A 20,266-nucleotide genomic window follows, 5' to 3' on the forward strand; every position below is an offset into this window, starting at 1 on the left:
GTTATTCCCAAATAAATTAGATTGAGTTAACTAAAAAATATAGAGCTATATCTGACTTTCACTGAAACTTAATAGTCAAAGTTTCAATTCAAAATTATCTTGATATAGCTCTATCACCCTTAACTTCTAACAAATTTTGTTCTTAATTTGTCTAATTCGTTCTATTTTAATTTAATCACACCTTGAATTATTTACTTTACCACTTAACTACTCTTACTCTTTTTTCTATTTAATTTAACTTTTATATTATCAAAAATCAAATAAACTATAGGTATTACTATAAGTGTAAGTATTGTTGCAAATGATAGTCCTCCTATTACTGTTAGTGCTAGAGGCATTTGTAACTCTGAACCATCCCCAATGCCTAAAGCCATTGGAAATAGTCCCATTATAGTAGTCAAGGCAGTCATTAAAATAGGCTGTAACCTTGTAGGTCCTGCTATCATAATAGCTTCTCTAGTACTATGTCCTTCTTTCTTTAACCTATTTATATAATCAACCAAAACTATACCATTATTTACTATTATACCTGTTAGCATAACAAATCCAATCATAGCAGTTATTCCTATAGCTACATTTCCTATAAATAAAGCTAATAAGGCTCCAACAAAGGCTAACGGAACTGTAAACATTATTATAAGTGGATTTATAAGTGATTCAAACTGAGCTGCCATTATCATATAAACAAGTGCTATAGCTAGAACTAAAGCTAGGAATAATTGAGAAAACGCATCTTTCATCTGCTCAACTTCTCCTCCAAAAGATATATTATAACCTAATGGAATATCATATTCTGCAATCTTACTTTCTATATCTTTAACTACATCACCTAAAACTCTTCCTTCTACCCCTGCACTTAAAGATATTTCTCTTACTTGATCTGTTCTATAAATCTCTGAATATCCTTGGCCTCTTTCAATAGTTGCTACATCTTCTAAAGGAATTTTAGCCCCTCTTTGATTTATTAAAGTAATATCCTCAATATCACTAATGCTAGGATTTAAGCTTGTTGTTGGATAAACAAGAACACCATGTCTCTTGCCATCTAAACTTATTGTAGTGGCATTAACACCTTTAAAATATCCTTGTACACTTTGAACAATTAAAGCTGGACTTAATCCATACTTTGCAGCCGCTTCCTTATCAATAACTAATCTTATTTCTTCAGCATTCTTATCACTAGTTGACTTTATGTTATTAATTCCAGCTACACCTTCCATTATTTCTTTTAATTCTTCTGAGATTTCATCTAATACCTTAAAATCATCTCCATTTACTCTTAATGATATTGGATCTCCTCCAACTGACATCATAGACCCTTGAGTATTTATTTCTATCTTAGCTCCTGGAATATTATTTGTTAATTCTCTAACTTCTCTTGCTATCTCTTTATCAGATGACTTCCTTTCATCCTTAAGCACTAAATAAACTGTTGAACTTTCTCCACTAGACATAACAGCTTTAGTTTCTATCTCCTCTATCCCTTCTAGCCTACTAACAAAATCATTCGATATTTCTTCTAAATTTTCTAGTTTAATTCCTTTAGGTCCTTGTATTGTTGCCATAACAATACCTTGATCCGCACTTGGAAAGAACTCTAAACCAATAGCACTAAATGCTACTCCACCTAATAATATTGAAGCTAAAAGAATTCCCATAACACTTTTTCTATGTGAAATACTCCATGCTAAAATTTCTGAATAAATATCTCTCAATTTTTCAACAGATTTATTTTTCTTACTTAAAGAATTTTCTTTTAAAAGCCTAGAAGCTAGTAATGGAACTATTGTAAATGAAACAACTAATGAAGATACTAAAGAGAATGTTACAGTAAGTGCCATCTCCTTAAATATATCAGCAGCCATACCTTGGACAAATACTATAGGTAAAAACACACATATAGATGTTAATGTTGAAGCTGTAATAGCCATGGCTACCTCACTCGTCCCTTTAATTGCAGATTCTGTATTAGAATATCCTTCTTTTTTAAATCTATATATATTCTCAATAACAACTATGGAATTATCAACAAGCATTCCAACCCCTAAGGCAATTCCCCCAAGGGAAATCATATTTAATGTTAGTCCACCAAAATAAACCATTATAAATGTCGATATTATTGAAATAGGAATACTTATTGCCATTATTACTGTTGCTCTAATATCTTTTAAGAAAAGTAATAGTATTATAATAGCTAAAAAAGCTCCTATAACTGCATTCATTTTAACAGAATCAATAGCAAAATTTATGAATTCTGCTTGATCCATAATATTTATTGCACTTAAATTTTTATTGCTTGCCTTTACCTCTTCAAAAGCTTTATTCACACCATCTGATACTTTTACAGTATTAGCTGTACTTTCTTTCTGAATAGATACCTTAAGCGCATCTTTCCCATCAATTTTCGCATAATTTTCAAGTGCTCCATTTTCAACTTTTACATCAGCTATTTCTGAAAGCTTAAGTATTTTTCCATCAGGAGTATTTATAGGTATATCTTTAATTTCCTCTATTGAGTTTAATTTACTTGTAGTTCTAACTAAAAGTTCATACTCTCCTTCACCAACATTTCCTATTGGCATATTCATATTACTTGCTTTTATTGCAGAAGTTATATTCATAACTCTTAATCCATAAGCATTAAGTTTGTCTTGATCTATTATTATCTTAACCTCATCCGATAAATCTCCTGTGATATCAACTGAGGCTACTCCTTGCACTCTTTCTAATGATGGCTTTAAAACATCATCAGCCCATTCTGAAAGACTTGATAAATTATATCCCTCGATGCCAATACCTATGGTCATAATTGGCATTGCTGAAGGATTCATCTTAACTATCATTGGATTCATTACCTCTTCTGGTAAAAACCCTTTAACCATATCTACTTTTTCTCTAACATCTAAGGCTGCGAAATCCATGTCTGTTCCATCCTGAAACTGAATCATTATCATAGATGATCCTTCTGAACTTACTGATTTTATACTATCCATATTAGTTACAGTAGATAGAACAGCTTCTAATGGCTTAGTAACACCTTCTTCTATTTCCTCTGGACCTGCTCCTGGTTGCTGAGTCATAAGCATTAGCATAGGCAAATCAAAAGCTGGAAGCATGTCCACATTAAGCTTAAAGTAGGATACAACTCCAAACATCATTACCATCATAAGCATCATAAAAATAGTTATTGGTTTCTTTATACTAAATGATGTTATCTTCATTAGTTATCCCCCCTTAAGATATTAACTTTTTGTCCATCTTCTATGAATTCTTTTCCTTTAATTATAATCTCATCTCCATCTAATATCCCCTCAGTTACTTCAATGAAATTATCATTTTCAATACCAGTTTTAACTTCTACTTTTTTAACACTATTATCTTTCTCAACTTTAAATAAGTAACTCTTGTCTTGATCTCTTAAAATAGCATTTTTATTTACAACTAAAATATCAGATATCTCTTCTACTGGTATTTTTACCTTTCCATAGGCATCTTTTGGTATGTCATCTTCACTATTACTCATACTAACAACAACTGAATATTGATTAGTTCTCTTATCTGCCTCTTCACTAACAGACTCTATCTCTCCGTCTAACTCTTTAACACCATTTTTATTGTGTATTTCTAAATGAACATCTTTTCCAATTTCAAACTTATCTAAGTCATTCTTATCTACTTGTAGAACTAAATCCATAGTTTCTTTATTTATTACCTTAAGTGCAGGCTCCATAAGACTTATTCCAGAATCCCCTTTTTTAATAGTTACATTTTCTATATATCCATTTATAGGTGATTTAATTATATAGTTTTCCCTACTCTTTAATGCAGCCTCATAAGCCTTTTTCAATGTATCTACTTGAGAATTATTAGATGATTCTGGCATATTTTCTAAAGTCTTACCTAAAGTTTCTTTTGTAAGTTTTAACTTAAGCAGTTCACTTCCTTTTTCGCCAAGAATCTTTACATTTTCTGTAGACTTTTTTAATAATTCTTTATTTTTTTCCTCATACTCTTCTTTCGTTATTTCTCCATTTTTAAGATTTTCTAATAGATTTTTACCCTCATCTTCATAAGATTTTTTTTCATCATTAAGAGTATTAATATCATCTTCTAGTTTTTTTATACCTTCTTCTGTAGACTTTAATTTATACTTTAGCTCCTCTAATGATTTATTTGATTCACTAATCATTTTATTAACTTCATCATATGCTTTTTTAGCGCTATTCACCTGCTTATCTACTTCTGTTGTATCTAATCTTATCAATATATCTCCCTTTTTTACATAGTCTCCATTCTTCACTCTAACCTCAGTTACTTTACTAGGAATTTTTAAAGATATATTTTCTTCTTCTCCCCCTCTAGTTTTTCCAGAAAAGCTTTGATACTTGCTTATACTTCCCCTATTAATCTTTTCTGAAGTAACAGCTACCAAAGATTCCTTAGACATAGCATCTTCTCTATCTCCTGATACCCTATTAACATATAAAAGAGAAAAACCTACAACTATACCTACTGATATCAATGCTGCGATTATCTTTTTCTTATTCAATTTTTTTCCTCCCTATATTACTTATTTCATACATACTAACTATTTTCCATTTAATAATAATTATAAAATCACCTAGTTTAAATTAATATATCCTCACATAATTATTAACAAACTTATCACAACTTTCTCTTCCATTACTTATACTAATTAAAATTTTTCTAAAGATATAGCCCTGAATCAATACCATTTTAAACTCAGGCCAAAATAAAAAGAGGTACTAAAAGTACCTCTTAAAAGTCTTGTATTTCATTTATATTTTCTTTTACTACCTGAGTAAAAATCTCTACTATTTGCGGATCAAATTGTGTTCCACTACATCTTTTCAACTCTTCTATACCTTCTTCATAAGTCTTCCTCTTATTATAAGGTCTACTAGATGTCATTGCATCAAAACTATCAACCACAGTTAAAACCCTAGCTAAGTATGGAATATTTTCTCCTTTTAAATTATCAGGATATCCATTTCCATCATATCTCTCATGATGATGCAATATAAGTGGAACAACGTCTTTTAATGAGTTAACTGATTTTATAATTTCAACTCCATCCTTAGGATGCTGCTTTAAAATTTCCCATTCATCCTTAGTAAGTCGCATTTTTTTAGTAAGTATTTCATTTGGTATATTTATTTTACCTATATCATGCATATATGCACCATATATTAATTGTTTCTTTTCGCTCTCTGTTAACCCTAACTTCTTAGCCATTAGTCTACTATACACAACAACTCTTTCTACATGACTATATGTATATTTATCTTTAGCATTTATAACACTTATTAATGTTTTTATTGAAGTTACAAGTCCATTTTCCTCTTCTTTCAAATCTCTTTTAAGTTCATCTAAAACTGATATATAAGTCTCAACTCTATTTTTATGAAAGAATTTAGCTCTATATAAAGCATCGTCTGCATACTTAACAAGATCTAATTCATTTTCTGCTTTATCTGGAAAAACTGAAACTCCAACTGATATTGTTAAATTGGAATTAGGTTGATTCTCTTGTCCTTCAAAATATGTCTTTTCTATAGTTTGTCTTATATTTTCAGCAATTATAGTAGCTTCTTTTTCTGAAGTATCTAATAGTATTATTGCAAATTCTTCTCCTCCATATCTAGCCACTATATCATCTTCTCTTGCTAAGTCTTTAAGAATATTTCCTATTTTTCTTAAAGCCTCATCTCCTCTTTGATGCCCATATAAGTCATTATAATGTTTAAAATAATCTATATCCATAAAAATTAGTGATAGTTTCTTATTTTCAACTTCACTAATGTGCATTTTCTCCCTCAGTTTATCATAGAAATACCTATGATTATAAACCCCCGTTAATCCATCTTCATTAACTAATTTCTGAAGCTCATTTATATGTTCATTTTCTGCTTTTACATAAAACCCTAAGGTCCAAGCAGTTAAAAGAAACACACATGCTAGTATTAAATCATTTTGAAAATATATATTAACCGTATTATTGCCACAGAAAGCTAAGTCAATAAGTAAAATAATTACAGATGAAATCATTGAAACTATTATTCCTCTTCTTATTCCACCCTGTATTGTAGAGGTTATTATAATGAATAAAAATAAAAATTTATTATTACTTGTATTTGCCCCAGAAGCTAATATTGCAAGAACAAAAACTGAAATAAATACACCAATTTCTATCAATTGTATTTTATTCGCATGACTTTGATATTTATTTAAAGCTGCAAAACTCCAAAGCATATAAATACCTGATAACATAAATATACTTATTAAAATCGATAAAATTCCATAATAAGCTAAAAATCCATTTCTATATTTCAAAACATTTAAAATATATTGTAAGAAAGCTATAGCTGAAAATAATAATGATGAGATCTTTACTATTGATAATATTTCATCTATTTTTTTCTTCTTGTTGTCACTTGCATCTCTAATCATACTGTCCTCACTGTAATTATAAAATAAGGTCGGAAAACCCGACCTTATTTTAACAAATTCTATTCATCTCTTAAAGATTTTGGTTCTTCAGGTTGATGAGTATACCATAAACAAGCTGAAGTTGCAACTGTAGTTGCGATTACTGTTGTTAAAGCAGCGAATACTGTTAATAAATTTTTGTTAAATCTTTTCATTAAATTCATCCCCTCAATTTATAATTTATTTGCAAAAGAATCTATTGTTTTTAACAATACATGTCCAACTTTTAAAAGAGTAATACATTGCCATAATGTTCCTAATAATATACTTATTATTACTGGTTTAACTGTTATTAAATTGAAATTATAGAATAATATTGACCCTATAATTATTATTGATAAATATATTGTTAAAATCTTAAAAGATCCTTTTCTCATACGCTTTTTTTTCTTTTCAGTCTTTATAGGTTTATTAGGTGAATCTACTGGTGCATATTTGTAAATCACAAAATATGCAAAAACAAATACTATTATTGTACTAATAACAATAATAAGAAAATCTAAATTCAAGAAAAATTTAGCCTTTAATATTAACCCTACTCCTAAAGACATTATTATACCTAAGGCAGTACATGTATTAGGTGACTCTGAATGTGCTCCACCTGAATACTTTCTTAATATACTAGCTGTAAATAAAAATACTAATGCATCCACAGCTACTCCAAATATTAATCCCAAAATAAGAACTGAAATGATTGATAGTAATGTTTGTATCAATGCATATGTTCCATATTGTATAACCTCTTTTTTCTCATTATCATAATTAAGTTCCTCTGAAACCTTTTCAGCTATTCTTTTAGAAACTTCTACTATCATACTATCTCAACTTCCTTTTTTTTGATAAGATTAGATAATATACTATTACTATTACAGCAAATAAAATTGTTGAAGGTATTCCTAATATAATTCTATCTGCTGAAGAAGTATATAATACTGACAAATCTCTGTGCAATATATTCTGTATAAACCATATATTAAAGCCTTCACAAACAAATAAAAGCATTAATACTAATATTGATGATTTTATACCAACTATTAAGTCTATTTTATTAATATTAAACGTCAAAAATATTAATACAAATACATTTAGTATTGTATGTACTCCATAATTTATTGGTAATAATCTAACTAAATAAACAACTAATGCCATTACCAAACTTGAAGTTAAATATTCTTTCTTGTCCAACTTTTTATTAGCAAAAGCATATGTGGCTAATATCATTATAAAAGCCTCTGGTAAGCCTCTAACTAATATTTCTAAAAAGCTCAATTTCAACATCTGTTCCTCCATACTGCTAACTAAATATTCGTGTCTTTTTCTCAGACTCTTCATTGACCCTTTTAACTGTTACATAAATTATAATTACTACAAAAACTCTTATAAGAATATCTCCTATACTCAATACGCTATACCCAACATCTATTATGTCACTTAAAAATTTAAGCTTTACGCTTCCATCTCCAACCATATGTATATCTTGTATTTTTGAAAATGTATCTGGTTTAACGTAGCCAGTTAAATATGATAATGATGGGAATACTGGCATTTGCCCACCATTAGCAGCTATTACTAAATGATTCAAAAAAGTTCCTGCAAATATAAATACAGAACCTATTAATGCACTTATATACTCTCTATATCTAAATATAGGTATTAAGAATAAGTACATATATATCTCTTTAAACCATATAGCACAATTAATATATTCATAGTTCCCCATAAAAATATTAATTTGGAAGAATATATACATTAGTTCGAATATAAGAATCGGATATATTGTCCAACTTTTAAAGAACGGTTTCAAATTATATCCTTTTATTTTCGCAAATATTAACGCTATAACTACTGCTTCGATCATTACTATACCCCTTCGCCACTAATGTAAAGCTTTTAATTCAATCTTAAAAACTCTTCTCATGTAAATTAAATCATATTATTCATATTAAATCAATAATCACAATCTAGTATTTTACAAAAAAACTACCATTTTTCTCTTTTTTTGTACTAATTTTTTCATTTTTCTTACATTGTTATTATTTTATCTTTTTAAATGTAAAATATATTAATAATATCCCTATAATTCCTATAATTATCTTAACATTTCCTTGAGAAGCTACTATAACACCATAACTAATCAAAACTTCTAACAAAATTGAAGGTATTTTTCCTAAAAATGTAGCTACTATAAACGTTAAATCATTAACAGAACTCATAGATGCAGCTAAAGTTATAATTCCAGATGGAACAAAAGGTAATAATCTTCCTTCAAAAATCAAAAAGCCTAGTTTTTTTCCATCACTATTCAAAATATTATCAACTAATCTATATTTCCCCTCTATACTGCTGACTAATTTTTTAGTTCCTTTTCTATATACCTTAAAACTTATCCAGCCTCCAACTACCTCACCTAATAAAGATATGCAAAACCCATAAAAAGGACCAAAAAATATTATATTTGCTCCTGTAACAAATACAGAAGGTATAAGTCCTAATAAGGCAACTATAATACTCACAAATAGACTTATTAAAAATGCAAACTCCTGATAATTATTAAATACATTTACTAAATTCTCTATTATTCTCTCCTCCTAATTATAAAAGATTTAATTCCATTACTTTTTCTCCACCATAATCAAGTTCACCATTGAACTTAAATCCAATATCTTCATAAAGTCTTAATGCATGCTTATTCTCCTCAAATATACTTAAATATATTTTATCATTATTAAACTCCTTGCTTATATGCTTTATTAATTGTAATAATATTTTTTTAGCATATCCTTTTCCTTGGAATTTTTCATCAATCATAAATCTATCAAGCCATACTCTTCCTCCCTCATCCTCAAAAAGCCCGTACATAGTAAATCCTATAAGTTCTTCCCCTAAATAAATCGCTTTAACAACCCAATTTTTTATATATTTTGATTCAGCAATTGATAAAGCATTACTTTCTATAAAACTTAATTGTTCACTCTTTACTTTAAGTTCAACTACAGCTCTCCAATTATTCTTATCTATATCTTTAAAAATAAATTTCACACTTAACACCTCACTTAAATAATATAAAAATAACTGCCTTAAAACTAAGACAGCTATTTAAAACACCTAATTTCTCATTATTATATATATAGTATATCCTACATATAGTGCAATAAGTAATAATCCCTCATACTTTGTTAATAACTTCTCTTTATTTTTATTAAAGAATATTATAACACCTATAAATAATGTAACAGCTATAAGGAATAACAAATCTACAACTAGGCTTCCTGCAATAGTTATCGGACTTATTACTGATGATAATCCAAGGATTAATAATATATTGAATGTATTAGAACCTAATATATTCCCTAATGCTATATCATTTTCACCTTTTCTAGCTGCAACTAAAGATGTTACTAATTCAGGTAATGATGTTCCAATTGCTACAATAGTTAATCCTACAAGCTTTTGGCTTAATCCTAAACCTAAAGCAATAGATGATGCCGAATCAACAACTATCTTTCCACCAAATACTATTCCAGCAACACCAATTATTGATATTAAAATATTCTTAGCTGTACTATTAGAAGTTTTTAAAACTTCTCCCTCAAACTCTTCAAATTCAGCAGTTATAGCTGCTTCACTTGATTTATTGTTGTTTCTTTTAACAGTGTAAATAAGATATCCTACATAAGCCACACACATTAATACTAATATAGCACCATCAGTTCTTGTTAGTACTTCCTTACTTCCCATTATGCCAGTAAAGGCGAAAACATATAAAACAAATGTTGCAATTATGTTTACTATAAAATCATTTCTTATAGTAGCTTTTTTTATTACTAAGGGAGCTACCACAGCTGTAGCACCTAATGCCGCTAAAAGATTAAATAAGTTTGACCCTAAGACATTTCCCATAGTAATATCATTGCTACCTGTTAAAGATGCAGATATACTTACAGCTAACTCAGGAGCACTTGTTCCTAAAGACACGATCGTTAAACCAATGATAACAGCTGGTACACCTAGCTTTTTAGCTATTCCAGAGGCCCCGTCTACAAAAAGGTCTGCGCCTTTTATAAGCAATATAAATCCTACTATCAAAAGTATATAATTCATTATTTTCTCTCCATTCTATTAGTTTATAAAATTTAAATCACAAATTATAAATATAATTATACTATTTATTTTTTAAATTTCTATATTATAATTTTTTGTTTTCATCTAGTTAATAAATTAAACATCAAAGCTTAACTGTTGACTTTTTTCCTCAACTATTAAATCATCTTCTAAAGATGATATTGTTATTCCTAAAAGTCTAACCTTTTTACCAGTAAAATCAACCAAACCAAGCAGTTCCTTTATAGCTTCCATAATTTCATCTTTATTTTTTATAGAGGATTCCAAAGTATTGCTTCTTGTTATATGTTTAAAATTACTAAATTTTACTTTTAAGGTAACTGTTCTTCCTTTTTTATTTAATAATGACATTGTATTAAAAACCATCTCTGCTAATCCCTCTAATATTTCTAGCATATCATCATATTCTTCAATATCTTCTCTAAGTGTTCTCTCTTTCCCAATAGATTTCCTGATTCTATATGGGTTTACAGCTCTATTATCTATTCCTCGTGCAAACTCATATAAACTTTTTCCCCTATCACTAAAAATATTAATAAGCTCCTCTTCTGATAATTTCAACAAATCTTCCCCAGTAAAAACGCCAATATTATTTAGCTTATTCTTTGTTACTCTACCTACACCAAAGAACTTGCCTATTGAAATTTTTTTTATAAACTCCTCTGACTTATCTCTAGTTATAATTGTTATTCCATTAGGTTTTTTATAGTCTGATGCCATTTTGGCTAAAAATTTATTAAAAGATACCCCTGCTGATGCTGTCAATCCCAATTCATTCCATATCCTATCCTTTATTTCAAGTGCTATTAGAGTGGCAGACCCATTACACATTTTAGTATTAGTAACATCTATAAATGCCTCATCTAAAGATAATGGCTCCACAAGATCTGAATAGTCATGTAATATGTCCATTACTTTTCTAGAAACATTTTTATATACATCCATTCTAGGCCTAACAAAAATAGCTTTAGGACATAAATTATATGCTGTTAAAGAAGGCATAGCAGAATGTATTCCATACTTTCTAGCCTCATAAGAGCAAGTAGCAACAACCCCTCTTCTATTTGGATCTCCTCCTACTATAAGTGGTTTTCCTTTATATTTAGGATTATCCCTTTGTTCTATTGATGCATAAAAAGCATCCATATCTATATGAATTATCTTTCTATTATCTATCATAATCCCTCCATGCAAACATATGTTCATATACAATTTTATACTAAAACATTATATAAATCCATAAAGGAATACTTAGTTAACGCGATAATTTAAATTAAAATAAAAGGTATCAGAAACTCTAATACCTCTTTAATTACTTAAATACTATTTAACCTTTGTTGGCTCATCATACTCTATTCCCTTTGTATCAACTTTTATTGATTCAATAACTATGTCCTTAACAGGTTTATCGTTTGGTCCAACAGATGTCTCTTCAATTTTATGAACAACATCTAGTCCCTTAGTTACCTTACCAAATCCAGCATATTGACCATCTAAATGTGGTGCTGCTTTAGTTACTATAAAAAATTGGCTTCCAGCACTATCTTTTGCTTGTGACCTAGCCATTGAAAGTACGCCCTCCTCATGAGCTATATTATTTTCAACTCCATTAGCTGAAAATTCACCTTTTATTGAATATCCAGGACCACCTACTCCAGTTCCTTCCGGATCTCCTCCCTGAAGAACAAATCCTTTAACAATTCTGTGGAAAGTTAGACCATCATAAAATCCACTATTAGATAAACTTATAAAGTTATTAACTGTATTAGGTGCTACATTTGGATATAATTCTGCTTCAATAGTTCCAAAATCCTTAACCTCTATAGTTGCAATTGGATTTTCACCTTCTGGTACACTTCCTTCTTTACCTTCAGTTTTTCCTCCACATCCAACTAATAATAAAGATGTCATTGTAATTCCTATGGCTATCTTACTAATCTTTTTTAATAAACTCATCTTTGTTTATTCCCCTCTCTTTTTAAGTAATATGTAATAAATTATAACATCTAAACCAATTTATTTTATGTCAATTCTCAATTCAAATTGTTTCTATATAATTAATTTTTCCAAAACAAGTAAATAATATTATTCAAAACAATAAATAATTCAAATAAAAAAAGATTAGTAAACTAGATTTATTTTAAACTAATTTACTAACCTTTTATGATATTTATATATCAAACTCTTCTACTTCAACACCAAAGTTTCCACAATTCTTACAAACATTTATGTTAACTAAATAGCTTTTATCAACTTTTTTTGCTTTTAAAAGTTTATTATATGTAAGTCCTTCATACTCCTTCTCTATGTTGCTTATGACAAATTCCCCTTTTTTTGTGTATATAAACATATTAAATTCTAAGAAAGGAAAACTTTTCTTCTTTTCACCCAATTCAAACTTACATTCTTCACAAGGCCCATCATAGTATGCTTTTCCAAACTGAACCTTATCACTATTATTTAATATTTCATAAAGCTTATCCATATCAAAGCCTTCTACATCCTCATTAAAAAAATAAAGTAATTTATCTTGAGATAAATCATATTCTTTTTCATCAAAAGTAAACTTAAACATATTTCCACCCTTTCTAGTAGGTTATTAGTGTATTTTTAAATATATCCAAAGCTTTATATTTTAATACTAAATTCAACTTAAGATATATTTAATATTTCCTCTAATCCTATTTAATAACTTAAATCACAATATGTCAAACCAATTATTTTTCATACTAAAAAATGCCCAAAGAAACTGGAAATAAAACTTTAATTTTATTTCTAACTCCTTTAGACATATTAATTGTTACTAATTGTTTATATACTTTTGGAATACCTCTCCAAAATCCTTAACTATAAAAGCTTCTCTAGCCTTTGTTAACCAATCAAAAGCATATTCATTAACTTCTTTAAATCCTAAACCTATGTTATTGCTCTCAACTCTATTGCTTCCCATAACCTGTGTAGCCATTTGAAGAGTTTGTACGCTATGTTCTAATTTTATGGCATTCTCAGCTTTTATTTGAGATATTTTTATTAATGCTTTATATAGATCCTTTAGTTGCTCTAACTGATTTTTATCTACATCTATTGAAAAATATTTATCTCCTATTGAAAATTTTATTTCAACATCTAAATCTACAGTTCCAGCAGTTTCTAAAGATACATTATTTATATTATTTGAGTAATATTCATATCTATATAAATTTCTTTTTTTGCTAACAGCATTAGCTCCATCCACGTGTATAAGTGCTCTATTTGTAAAGCAATACTCATCTGACTTTGATTTTATTAAAAAGTAAATTTCTTCTCCATCTTCATGCATTATATAATCATCTGCATCTACCTTGTCATAATCCTTTGGACTTATTACCTTTCCTATATCACTTAATCCTAAAGCATCTGATGCTATTTTCTTAAACATATTAACACCCTTTCTTATATACAATTTTATCTAATTATACCATATTAAATAAATTTACATTACTTTTTTAAAATAAACTTCTCTATAGCTTTAGCTACTCCATTATTTTCATTTGTGTCCGTTATATAATCACCATATTCCTTTATAAAATCTGGTGCATTTCCCATTACAACTGCTAATCCAGCTTCTTCTAACATAGAGATATCATTTCCACTATCTCCAATACAAATTACTTCCTCTTTTTTTATACCTAATTTATCAGCTAAGGCCTTTACAGCACTTGCTTTAGAAGTCCCTTTTTTCATAATTTCTATACATCCACCCCAAGAAGCATAAACTAAATCAACACCTTCTAAAGCTTCAAATTCTTCTTTAGCTGCTTCTATACTATCTCCATTTTCCTGTCTTATTATTATAAATTTAAGAATCTTATCACTATGCTCATCATATGCATCTTTTAAATCATCATATTTATAAAACTTTATCTGTTCTTTTTCATCTACCCAGCTATTCATTAGTCTATGACTATCATCTGCTGGCACCTCAATATCTGATATTAATCCATCTGTTGAGTCAACATAAGCTAAAAAACCATGTTTTTTTATAATATCACAAACCTTATTATAAGTTTCCTTATCTAAGATTGACTTAAATATTATTTCCTCGCTATTTTTATCTTTTATATATGAACCATTTGAGCATATAAGAGGTGCATTAACCCCTATTATATTCCCATATATTCTTGCTGATGGAAATACTCTTCCTGTTGCTATAGCAATATGTACGCCTTTATCAATAGCAGCCTTTAAGGCTTTCTTATTCTCCTCACTAACCTCATGCTTTGAATTTAAAAGTGTTCCATCCATATCTATGCACACTAATTTGTAATTCATATTTAATTCTCCCCTCTTAAGTTAAGTCTTATTAATCTTTTAATAAAGATAATAATTAAAGTCCCTATAATAATATCAATTTAAGTAATCATTTACAAGTTCTTATAAAAAAAGACTGTATCTTAAGATACAGCCTTATATTAAATATACTATTTTTTATACTTTTCTAGTTCTAAATCTAAATCATCCTTAGATTCTTTTTCTTCCTTCTTTGGAGTTTCTTCACTTTGTGATCTATATTTGTTTAACTCATCATCTAAGCTTAATTCTTCTAACTTAGCAAACTCGTCATCTAAGCTTTCACCTTTTAATTCTTCTAATCCAGCAGCATAACTTTCTTTTCTTGAAATACTTCTTTCTATGTCATCAATATTTATTGAATTGCTCTTACTTTGTACATTAGCTACAACTTCATTTATTTGTTTTGAAGCTTCTGCATTATTTAGTCTAGCAACTGCTTCATCTCTATAACTTCTAGTTTTCTCTAATTCTTTTTCTAACTCACTTAGCTTAGTTTTTAGAACTTCTGCCTTAGCTTTTTGACCTTCATAACTTTCTTTTAAAGAATCATATTTCTTATCGCTCTCTAACTTTAGTTTTAAGGCTTTTTTAGCTAACTCTTCATTTCCTTTACTCATTGCTAATCTTACTTTTTCATCATATTGAGCTGAATCTTCCTTAGCTTGATTCATTTTCTTTTCAGTATCTTTTAAATTACCAAATATTTGAGCTGAAGATCTTTTAGCTTCATTAAAAGCTTTCTCCATATCTCTTATCTTTTGATCTAATAACTCTACTGGATTCTCCATATCATCTAAAGCTGAATTTGTTTTAGCCTTTATCATATTTGATATTCTATTAAATATTCCCATATTATTTACCACCTTTACCGACTTATATTAGAATTTATTATACTCTCTCTTCTTTACAATTTCATGTCATAATTATTAAATTTAATAATTATCTTCTTTTTCTAGTTATTAATATTATAAGTAAAACAATTAATACAATTGCTCCTATTCCAATAAAAGGATTTCTTATAAACATAAAGCTAAACATATTACTAACTGAACGTAACATATTACTTAACATAAACATTTCAAAGAAATCTGATTTCCCCGAACCATTATTTCTATAACTTCCACTTGAACTTCCTGAGCCATTATAACTACCTGACCCACTATTACTTTCTTCTTTGTTATTACTATTTGATCCACTTGAAGAACCAGCTGGCGCTTTACTATTAAACTTATCAGTTGTTGAATAATTACTATTTCCCTGAGTGCTTCCACTACTTGAATTTTTATTATCACTTCCACTTTCTATTTTATTAGAATTACTATCTGTTGATGATTTGTTGTTAAATTTGTCAGTAGTTGAATAATTGCTATTCCCTTGGCTTTTCTTTTCATTATTAAAAAAACTACTAGAAGAATTACCACTACTTGGTTTAGAGTACTTCTTAGTTGAATTATAAGAACCACTTTTACTTGAACTTCTTGATGAGCTACTGCTTCTTGAACTTGAACCAGAACTTCTTTTTGCTACTAGAGCATGCTCAAAAATACTATCTGCTGAGTTCTCAATAGTTTTGACTTCTGATTCCTCCATTGAATGTTCCAAAGAACTTCCTATATGTATAGTTCTTGCTTCAACTTTTTCCATAGGAATAAAATTAAAACATCCAACTAAAAAGAAAAATGATATAAAAAATAACATCAACTGATTATATTTTTTCTTCTTATTCACCCTCTCATCCTCCTATAATTATTGAATCTTAATCATATTATAAAATAATTAATATTGTTTGTATATTTTTTAATCTATAATTTCATAATTCTTTGATAAATTTATGATATCATAAAATTATACTTTAAAGATGTATCTTATTTATAATATGGAGGAGGTCTGTAAATAATGAATGCCAATGAATTTTTAGATAAAGAAAAAACTACCTACGGTAATTTATATAGTCAATTAGTTTTCGTTTTAGATGATATTGAAGCTTTAAGCGAAGACTCAACCTTAAGAGAAAGAGCTTACTATAAAAATATTAAAATTTTAAAGAAGTATAATGATTTATTAGATGAAGAAAGTAGGAAACTTCCCGAGAAAAAATCTTTTTTCTCATTTTTAAGTAAATCTAAAGATAATGAAATAATAAAAGAATGCGAAGACTTTAAAAAAACATATAAAGATGCTTTAGCCAAAACCTTTATCTGTTCTGAATGTGTCTGTGTCAAATGCATAAGAGCTTGTGAATTCAATCCATGTGTATCTTGTAATAAAACTGGTAAAGTTAATTATTGTGATAAAAAGAATACTAATATTATTGTATTCAAAAACTTCATAAAGCAACAGTACAATAGTGATACTAAAGAAAATGAACCACTTGAAATACTTTGCGAAGTTGAAATGCTAGATATAGATAAGCGTTTTAGAATAATAAAAGAAGTAATAAGTGGTCAGCAATATGTTTTAGATTATACTTATGATATAAAAGATGGTGATTTATATAATTCAATTGATGATGTAGATTTATTCAATGAAATCATAGAAATATATGAAAACAATAAATTCTAAAATTAAATCCTATCTTTAAATAAATCAATGGGTGTATGAAACAAAGATTTCATACACCCATTTTTATTAATTTTCACACATACTCTCTACTAATTTTAAAACTTCTTTAATTTTTCCGTCTCTTAAACTGTAATATTGATATAGTCCTCTTTTTTCCGAAAGAACTATTCCAGAATCCTTTAGAACCTTTAGATGTTGTGATAAATTAGCTTGAGAAAAATCTACAACTTCATTTAATTTGCATACACAAACTGGACCATCATATAATTTTTCTATTATCTTCATTCTAATTGGATTTGCTAAAGCTTTTAATATATCCATCTTTTTATTATTTTTCATAGAACTATTTTACTCCTTCATCACAAGTATAATAGACTAATAAACCATTTTAATCAAATAATAGATTAAGTATTTTTTCGCCTGCTTTTCTATTTATTCCTTCATAAGGGAAGCAATGAATGTGTATAGCTGGATTAAAGTTTAACTCGATTATCCCATGATTCTTTTCATTAGCCTCTTCTTTTATGTCATCAATAACCATATCAACACCAGTTATAACTGCTCTAACCGCTTTGGCTGACTTTATAGCAACCGCTTTATAACTTACATCTATTTCATCTGTAAAATCCAAACTATCTCCACCTGTGCTTATATTTGAGTTTTCTCTTAAATAAACTTTTTCTCCCTTATTAGGCACATAATCAAAATTTAATCCTTGATTCTTCAAGAACATCTCCTCAATTTCTCCAAGCTTTATCTTTTCTAATGGAGTTTTATACCCTTTACCTCTTAATGGATCTAAATTTTTTTGTTCAACAAGCTCTCTTATACTTCTTTCGCCATCTCCAAGTACATTGGCAGGTTCTCTGTGTAATATTCCCACAACTTCATTATTAATAACCAAAAATCTATACTCTTTTCCAGTCATAAACTCTTCTATTAATATTGATTTATCTTCTGAGAATGCAATCTCTATGGCTCTATCATAATCTTCTTTAGAATAGCTTCCTGTAAATATACTTATTCCAAGTCCAAAATTTGTTGATTTAGGCTTTATAACTATCTTATTATCCTTAAACAGTCTAAAATCTCTTTTAGCTTCTTCTATATCATCATAATTCTTTCCTTTTGGAACTCTTATATGGTTATCTTTTAATATATCTTTAGTAACCAACTTATTTTCCATTACTAATGCTGTTATATATGAGTCCTTAGAAGTTTTAGTTGCCTGTTTAACATACTCAACTTTTTTACCATCACTTAAAGAAATAAAGTTCTCTAATCTGTCCATAACCTTAAATTCTATTCCTCTTTTTATAGCATCTAAAATTAGAATTTGAGTTGATAATTCTAAATCTTCATATCCTATCAAATTAAATTCCTTGCTCTTATAATATTCTAAATATTCTTTAGCCATTCTCATATGAAATTGAATATAACCTTCTTTTTTTATACTTTCAAGAAGTCTTTTAGAAATAGTCTTTTTAGAATCATTTATCTTCTCTAAAGAATCATCTATTATCTCTTTAAAATCATTGCAGTTAGGGAATAACTCCTCAACTACAGCTCTCATCTCAGAAAGTATTTCTCTTCCTTTATCTTTTAAAAGAATTCGCTCTCCCTTTTCATATATTTCTACATCATCATATCTTCCTCTTATTGTAACTATATTATGATTTTTAAAGAATTCTTCTTGGTCTTCATATGAAAAGCCAGTATCTTCTTTTAAGAATGTATATAGCATAAAAATATGTACAAGATATAATGTTTTCTTACATATTCCTTGCTTACATAGTGGATTCAAGTCCAAAAGCCTTACTTCTAAATAATCAATTCCATTATTCAAAAGATTCTCTAGAATATCACCTTTACCTAAAGACTTTAATCTAATAGGATTATAATATTCCTTAGCACTTTGTATTTGACCGTCCTTTATTAAATTTCCTAAATCCTTATAATAATCAGTTATACTATTATATGATACATATAAATCCTCTTTATTCTTGTATCCACAGCAACTATTTCTTAGAGAGTTTATTCCCTTAAAGTAGTAAGCATCATCTCCTACTTTTTCTCCCTTTTCTCTACACTCTTCTATATAACTTTCATGGAATACTGGACTAGCTCCTGTTAAATATATTAATATCCAGTGATACTTTAAAAAGTTTCTAGTCATTCTAAGGTATGTTCTATCCTTAAATGTTCTAAAATCACCTTCTACGTTTAATTCTTTATATAATAATCTAAGAAATTCTTCTTTAAATGAAAAGTTATAATGTATTCCACTTATAACCTGTTTTTTCTTACCATATTTCCTACTAAGATTTTCTCTATATATTTCATCCTCTTCATTTTCAAGCTTAGCTATGGGTATATCTTTCTCATCTGGTAATATAGGAGGATTGCTCTGTGGCCATAGATATTCTCCTTCTTTTATAAGTTCTAAAGATACAACCTTATTTAAATTTGATATGAAACTATAAACTTCATCAATAGTATCACAAACTGGAGTAACCATTTCTAATTGACTCTCAGAAAAATCAGTTTTTATATATGGATTATTCTCCTTCTTACCAAAAGCCTTTGGATGTGGTGTAAGTGCTAATTCTCCATTTGCATTTACTCTTACGTTCTCTTTTTCAAGTCCAAAATTAGCCTTAACAAAATAATTTTCAAGCTTTTCTTCTTTTATAGTCTTCAATAAATTTCTATCTAAATCTGCCATGCTTATCCTCCTAGA

The 20,266-nt window shown here is 28.2% G+C and carries 20 protein-coding genes; 1 reads left to right on the top strand and 19 read right to left on the bottom strand.

Annotation, left to right across the window (positions count from 1 at the left end):
* Positions 1-203: 203 nt before the first annotated feature.
* From ACQZHJ_RS11370 to ACQZHJ_RS11450, 17 genes are all read right to left on the bottom strand, one after another.
* The gene (locus ACQZHJ_RS11370) at positions 204-3,221 is read right to left on the bottom strand and encodes an efflux RND transporter permease subunit (RefSeq protein WP_430485672.1); all 3,018 of its coding nucleotides are present in this window, start codon (positions 3,219-3,221) and stop codon (positions 204-206) included.
* On the bottom strand, positions 3,221-4,549 hold the full coding sequence (locus ACQZHJ_RS11375) for an efflux RND transporter periplasmic adaptor subunit (protein ID WP_430485673.1): 1,329 nt from the start codon (positions 4,547-4,549) through the stop codon (positions 3,221-3,223). The genes ACQZHJ_RS11370 and ACQZHJ_RS11375 overlap by 1 nt, the downstream gene beginning before the upstream one ends.
* A gap of 230 nt (positions 4,550-4,779) precedes the next feature.
* Positions 4,780-6,471 (bottom strand): diguanylate cyclase, encoded by a 1,692-nt coding sequence (locus tag ACQZHJ_RS11380; RefSeq protein WP_430485674.1) that lies wholly within the window; start codon positions 6,469-6,471, stop codon positions 4,780-4,782.
* A gap of 59 nt (positions 6,472-6,530) precedes the next feature.
* The gene (locus ACQZHJ_RS11385; RefSeq protein ID WP_430485675.1) at positions 6,531-6,665 is read right to left on the bottom strand and encodes a cyclic lactone autoinducer peptide; all 135 of its coding nucleotides are present in this window, start codon (positions 6,663-6,665) and stop codon (positions 6,531-6,533) included.
* Positions 6,666-6,683: 18 nt separating this feature from the next.
* Positions 6,684-7,325, bottom strand: coding sequence for an accessory gene regulator ArgB-like protein (locus ACQZHJ_RS11390; protein WP_430485676.1), 642 nt, complete (start codon positions 7,323-7,325; stop codon positions 6,684-6,686).
* A gap of 1 nt (position 7,326) precedes the next feature.
* Positions 7,327-7,788 carry a hypothetical protein gene (locus tag ACQZHJ_RS11395; protein WP_430485677.1) on the bottom strand — a complete coding sequence of 154 codons (462 nt, stop codon included), beginning with the start codon at positions 7,786-7,788 and terminating at the stop codon, positions 7,327-7,329.
* A gap of 16 nt (positions 7,789-7,804) precedes the next feature.
* The gene (locus tag ACQZHJ_RS11400; RefSeq protein WP_430485678.1) at positions 7,805-8,368 is read right to left on the bottom strand and encodes a DUF5317 domain-containing protein; all 564 of its coding nucleotides are present in this window, start codon (positions 8,366-8,368) and stop codon (positions 7,805-7,807) included.
* A 175-nt stretch (positions 8,369-8,543) separates the two neighbouring features.
* Positions 8,544-9,086: a TVP38/TMEM64 family protein gene (locus ACQZHJ_RS11405; RefSeq protein WP_430486894.1), complete on the bottom strand. Its 543-nt coding sequence runs from the start codon at positions 9,084-9,086 to the stop codon at positions 8,544-8,546.
* Between the two features lie 16 nt (positions 9,087-9,102).
* Positions 9,103-9,549 carry a GNAT family N-acetyltransferase gene (locus tag ACQZHJ_RS11410; protein ID WP_430485679.1) on the bottom strand — a complete coding sequence of 149 codons (447 nt, stop codon included), beginning with the start codon at positions 9,547-9,549 and terminating at the stop codon, positions 9,103-9,105.
* Between the two features lie 66 nt (positions 9,550-9,615).
* Entirely contained in the window at positions 9,616-10,611 is a 996-nt protein-coding gene (locus ACQZHJ_RS11415) for a calcium/sodium antiporter (protein ID WP_430485680.1), read from the bottom strand.
* Between the two features lie 117 nt (positions 10,612-10,728).
* Positions 10,729-11,811, bottom strand: a complete 1,083-nt coding sequence (gene dinB / locus ACQZHJ_RS11420) for a DNA polymerase IV (RefSeq protein WP_430485681.1) — start codon at positions 11,809-11,811, stop codon at positions 10,729-10,731.
* Between the two features lie 144 nt (positions 11,812-11,955).
* Positions 11,956-12,588 carry a peptidylprolyl isomerase gene (locus tag ACQZHJ_RS11425; RefSeq protein WP_430485682.1) on the bottom strand — a complete coding sequence of 211 codons (633 nt, stop codon included), beginning with the start codon at positions 12,586-12,588 and terminating at the stop codon, positions 11,956-11,958.
* 214 nt (positions 12,589-12,802) lie between these two features.
* Complete coding sequence (locus ACQZHJ_RS11430) at positions 12,803-13,207, bottom strand: DUF3785 family protein (protein WP_430485683.1); 405 nt, start codon at positions 13,205-13,207, stop codon at positions 12,803-12,805.
* Between the two features lie 228 nt (positions 13,208-13,435).
* Positions 13,436-14,050: a PH domain-containing protein gene (locus tag ACQZHJ_RS11435; protein WP_430485684.1), complete on the bottom strand. Its 615-nt coding sequence runs from the start codon at positions 14,048-14,050 to the stop codon at positions 13,436-13,438.
* Positions 14,051-14,109: 59 nt separating this feature from the next.
* The gene (locus tag ACQZHJ_RS11440) at positions 14,110-14,943 is read right to left on the bottom strand and encodes a Cof-type HAD-IIB family hydrolase (RefSeq protein ID WP_430485685.1); all 834 of its coding nucleotides are present in this window, start codon (positions 14,941-14,943) and stop codon (positions 14,110-14,112) included.
* Between the two features lie 149 nt (positions 14,944-15,092).
* Entirely contained in the window at positions 15,093-15,815 is a 723-nt protein-coding gene (locus ACQZHJ_RS11445) for a PspA/IM30 family protein (RefSeq protein ID WP_430485686.1), read from the bottom strand.
* An 88-nt stretch (positions 15,816-15,903) separates the two neighbouring features.
* Positions 15,904-16,692: a hypothetical protein gene (locus ACQZHJ_RS11450; RefSeq protein ID WP_430485687.1), complete on the bottom strand. Its 789-nt coding sequence runs from the start codon at positions 16,690-16,692 to the stop codon at positions 15,904-15,906.
* Positions 16,693-16,860: 168 nt separating this feature from the next.
* Here ACQZHJ_RS11450 and ACQZHJ_RS11455 point away from each other — a divergent pair, with 168 nt between their 5' ends.
* Positions 16,861-17,526: a hypothetical protein gene (locus ACQZHJ_RS11455; protein ID WP_430485688.1), complete on the top strand. Its 666-nt coding sequence runs from the start codon at positions 16,861-16,863 to the stop codon at positions 17,524-17,526.
* 66 nt (positions 17,527-17,592) lie between these two features.
* Here the strand turns inward: ACQZHJ_RS11455 and ACQZHJ_RS11460 are convergent, their stop codons facing one another.
* On the bottom strand, positions 17,593-17,865 hold the full coding sequence (locus ACQZHJ_RS11460) for an ArsR/SmtB family transcription factor (RefSeq protein WP_430485689.1): 273 nt from the start codon (positions 17,863-17,865) through the stop codon (positions 17,593-17,595).
* Positions 17,866-17,914: 49 nt separating this feature from the next.
* Positions 17,915-20,251, bottom strand: coding sequence for a bifunctional glutamate--cysteine ligase GshA/glutathione synthetase GshB (gene gshAB / locus ACQZHJ_RS11465; protein ID WP_430485690.1), 2,337 nt, complete (start codon positions 20,249-20,251; stop codon positions 17,915-17,917).
* Between the last annotated feature and the right edge of the window lie 15 nt (positions 20,252-20,266).

The sequence above is a fragment of the Clostridium sp. B9 genome (assembly GCF_050509515.1).
GTDB lineage: Bacteria > Bacillota > Clostridia > Clostridiales > Clostridiaceae > Sarcina.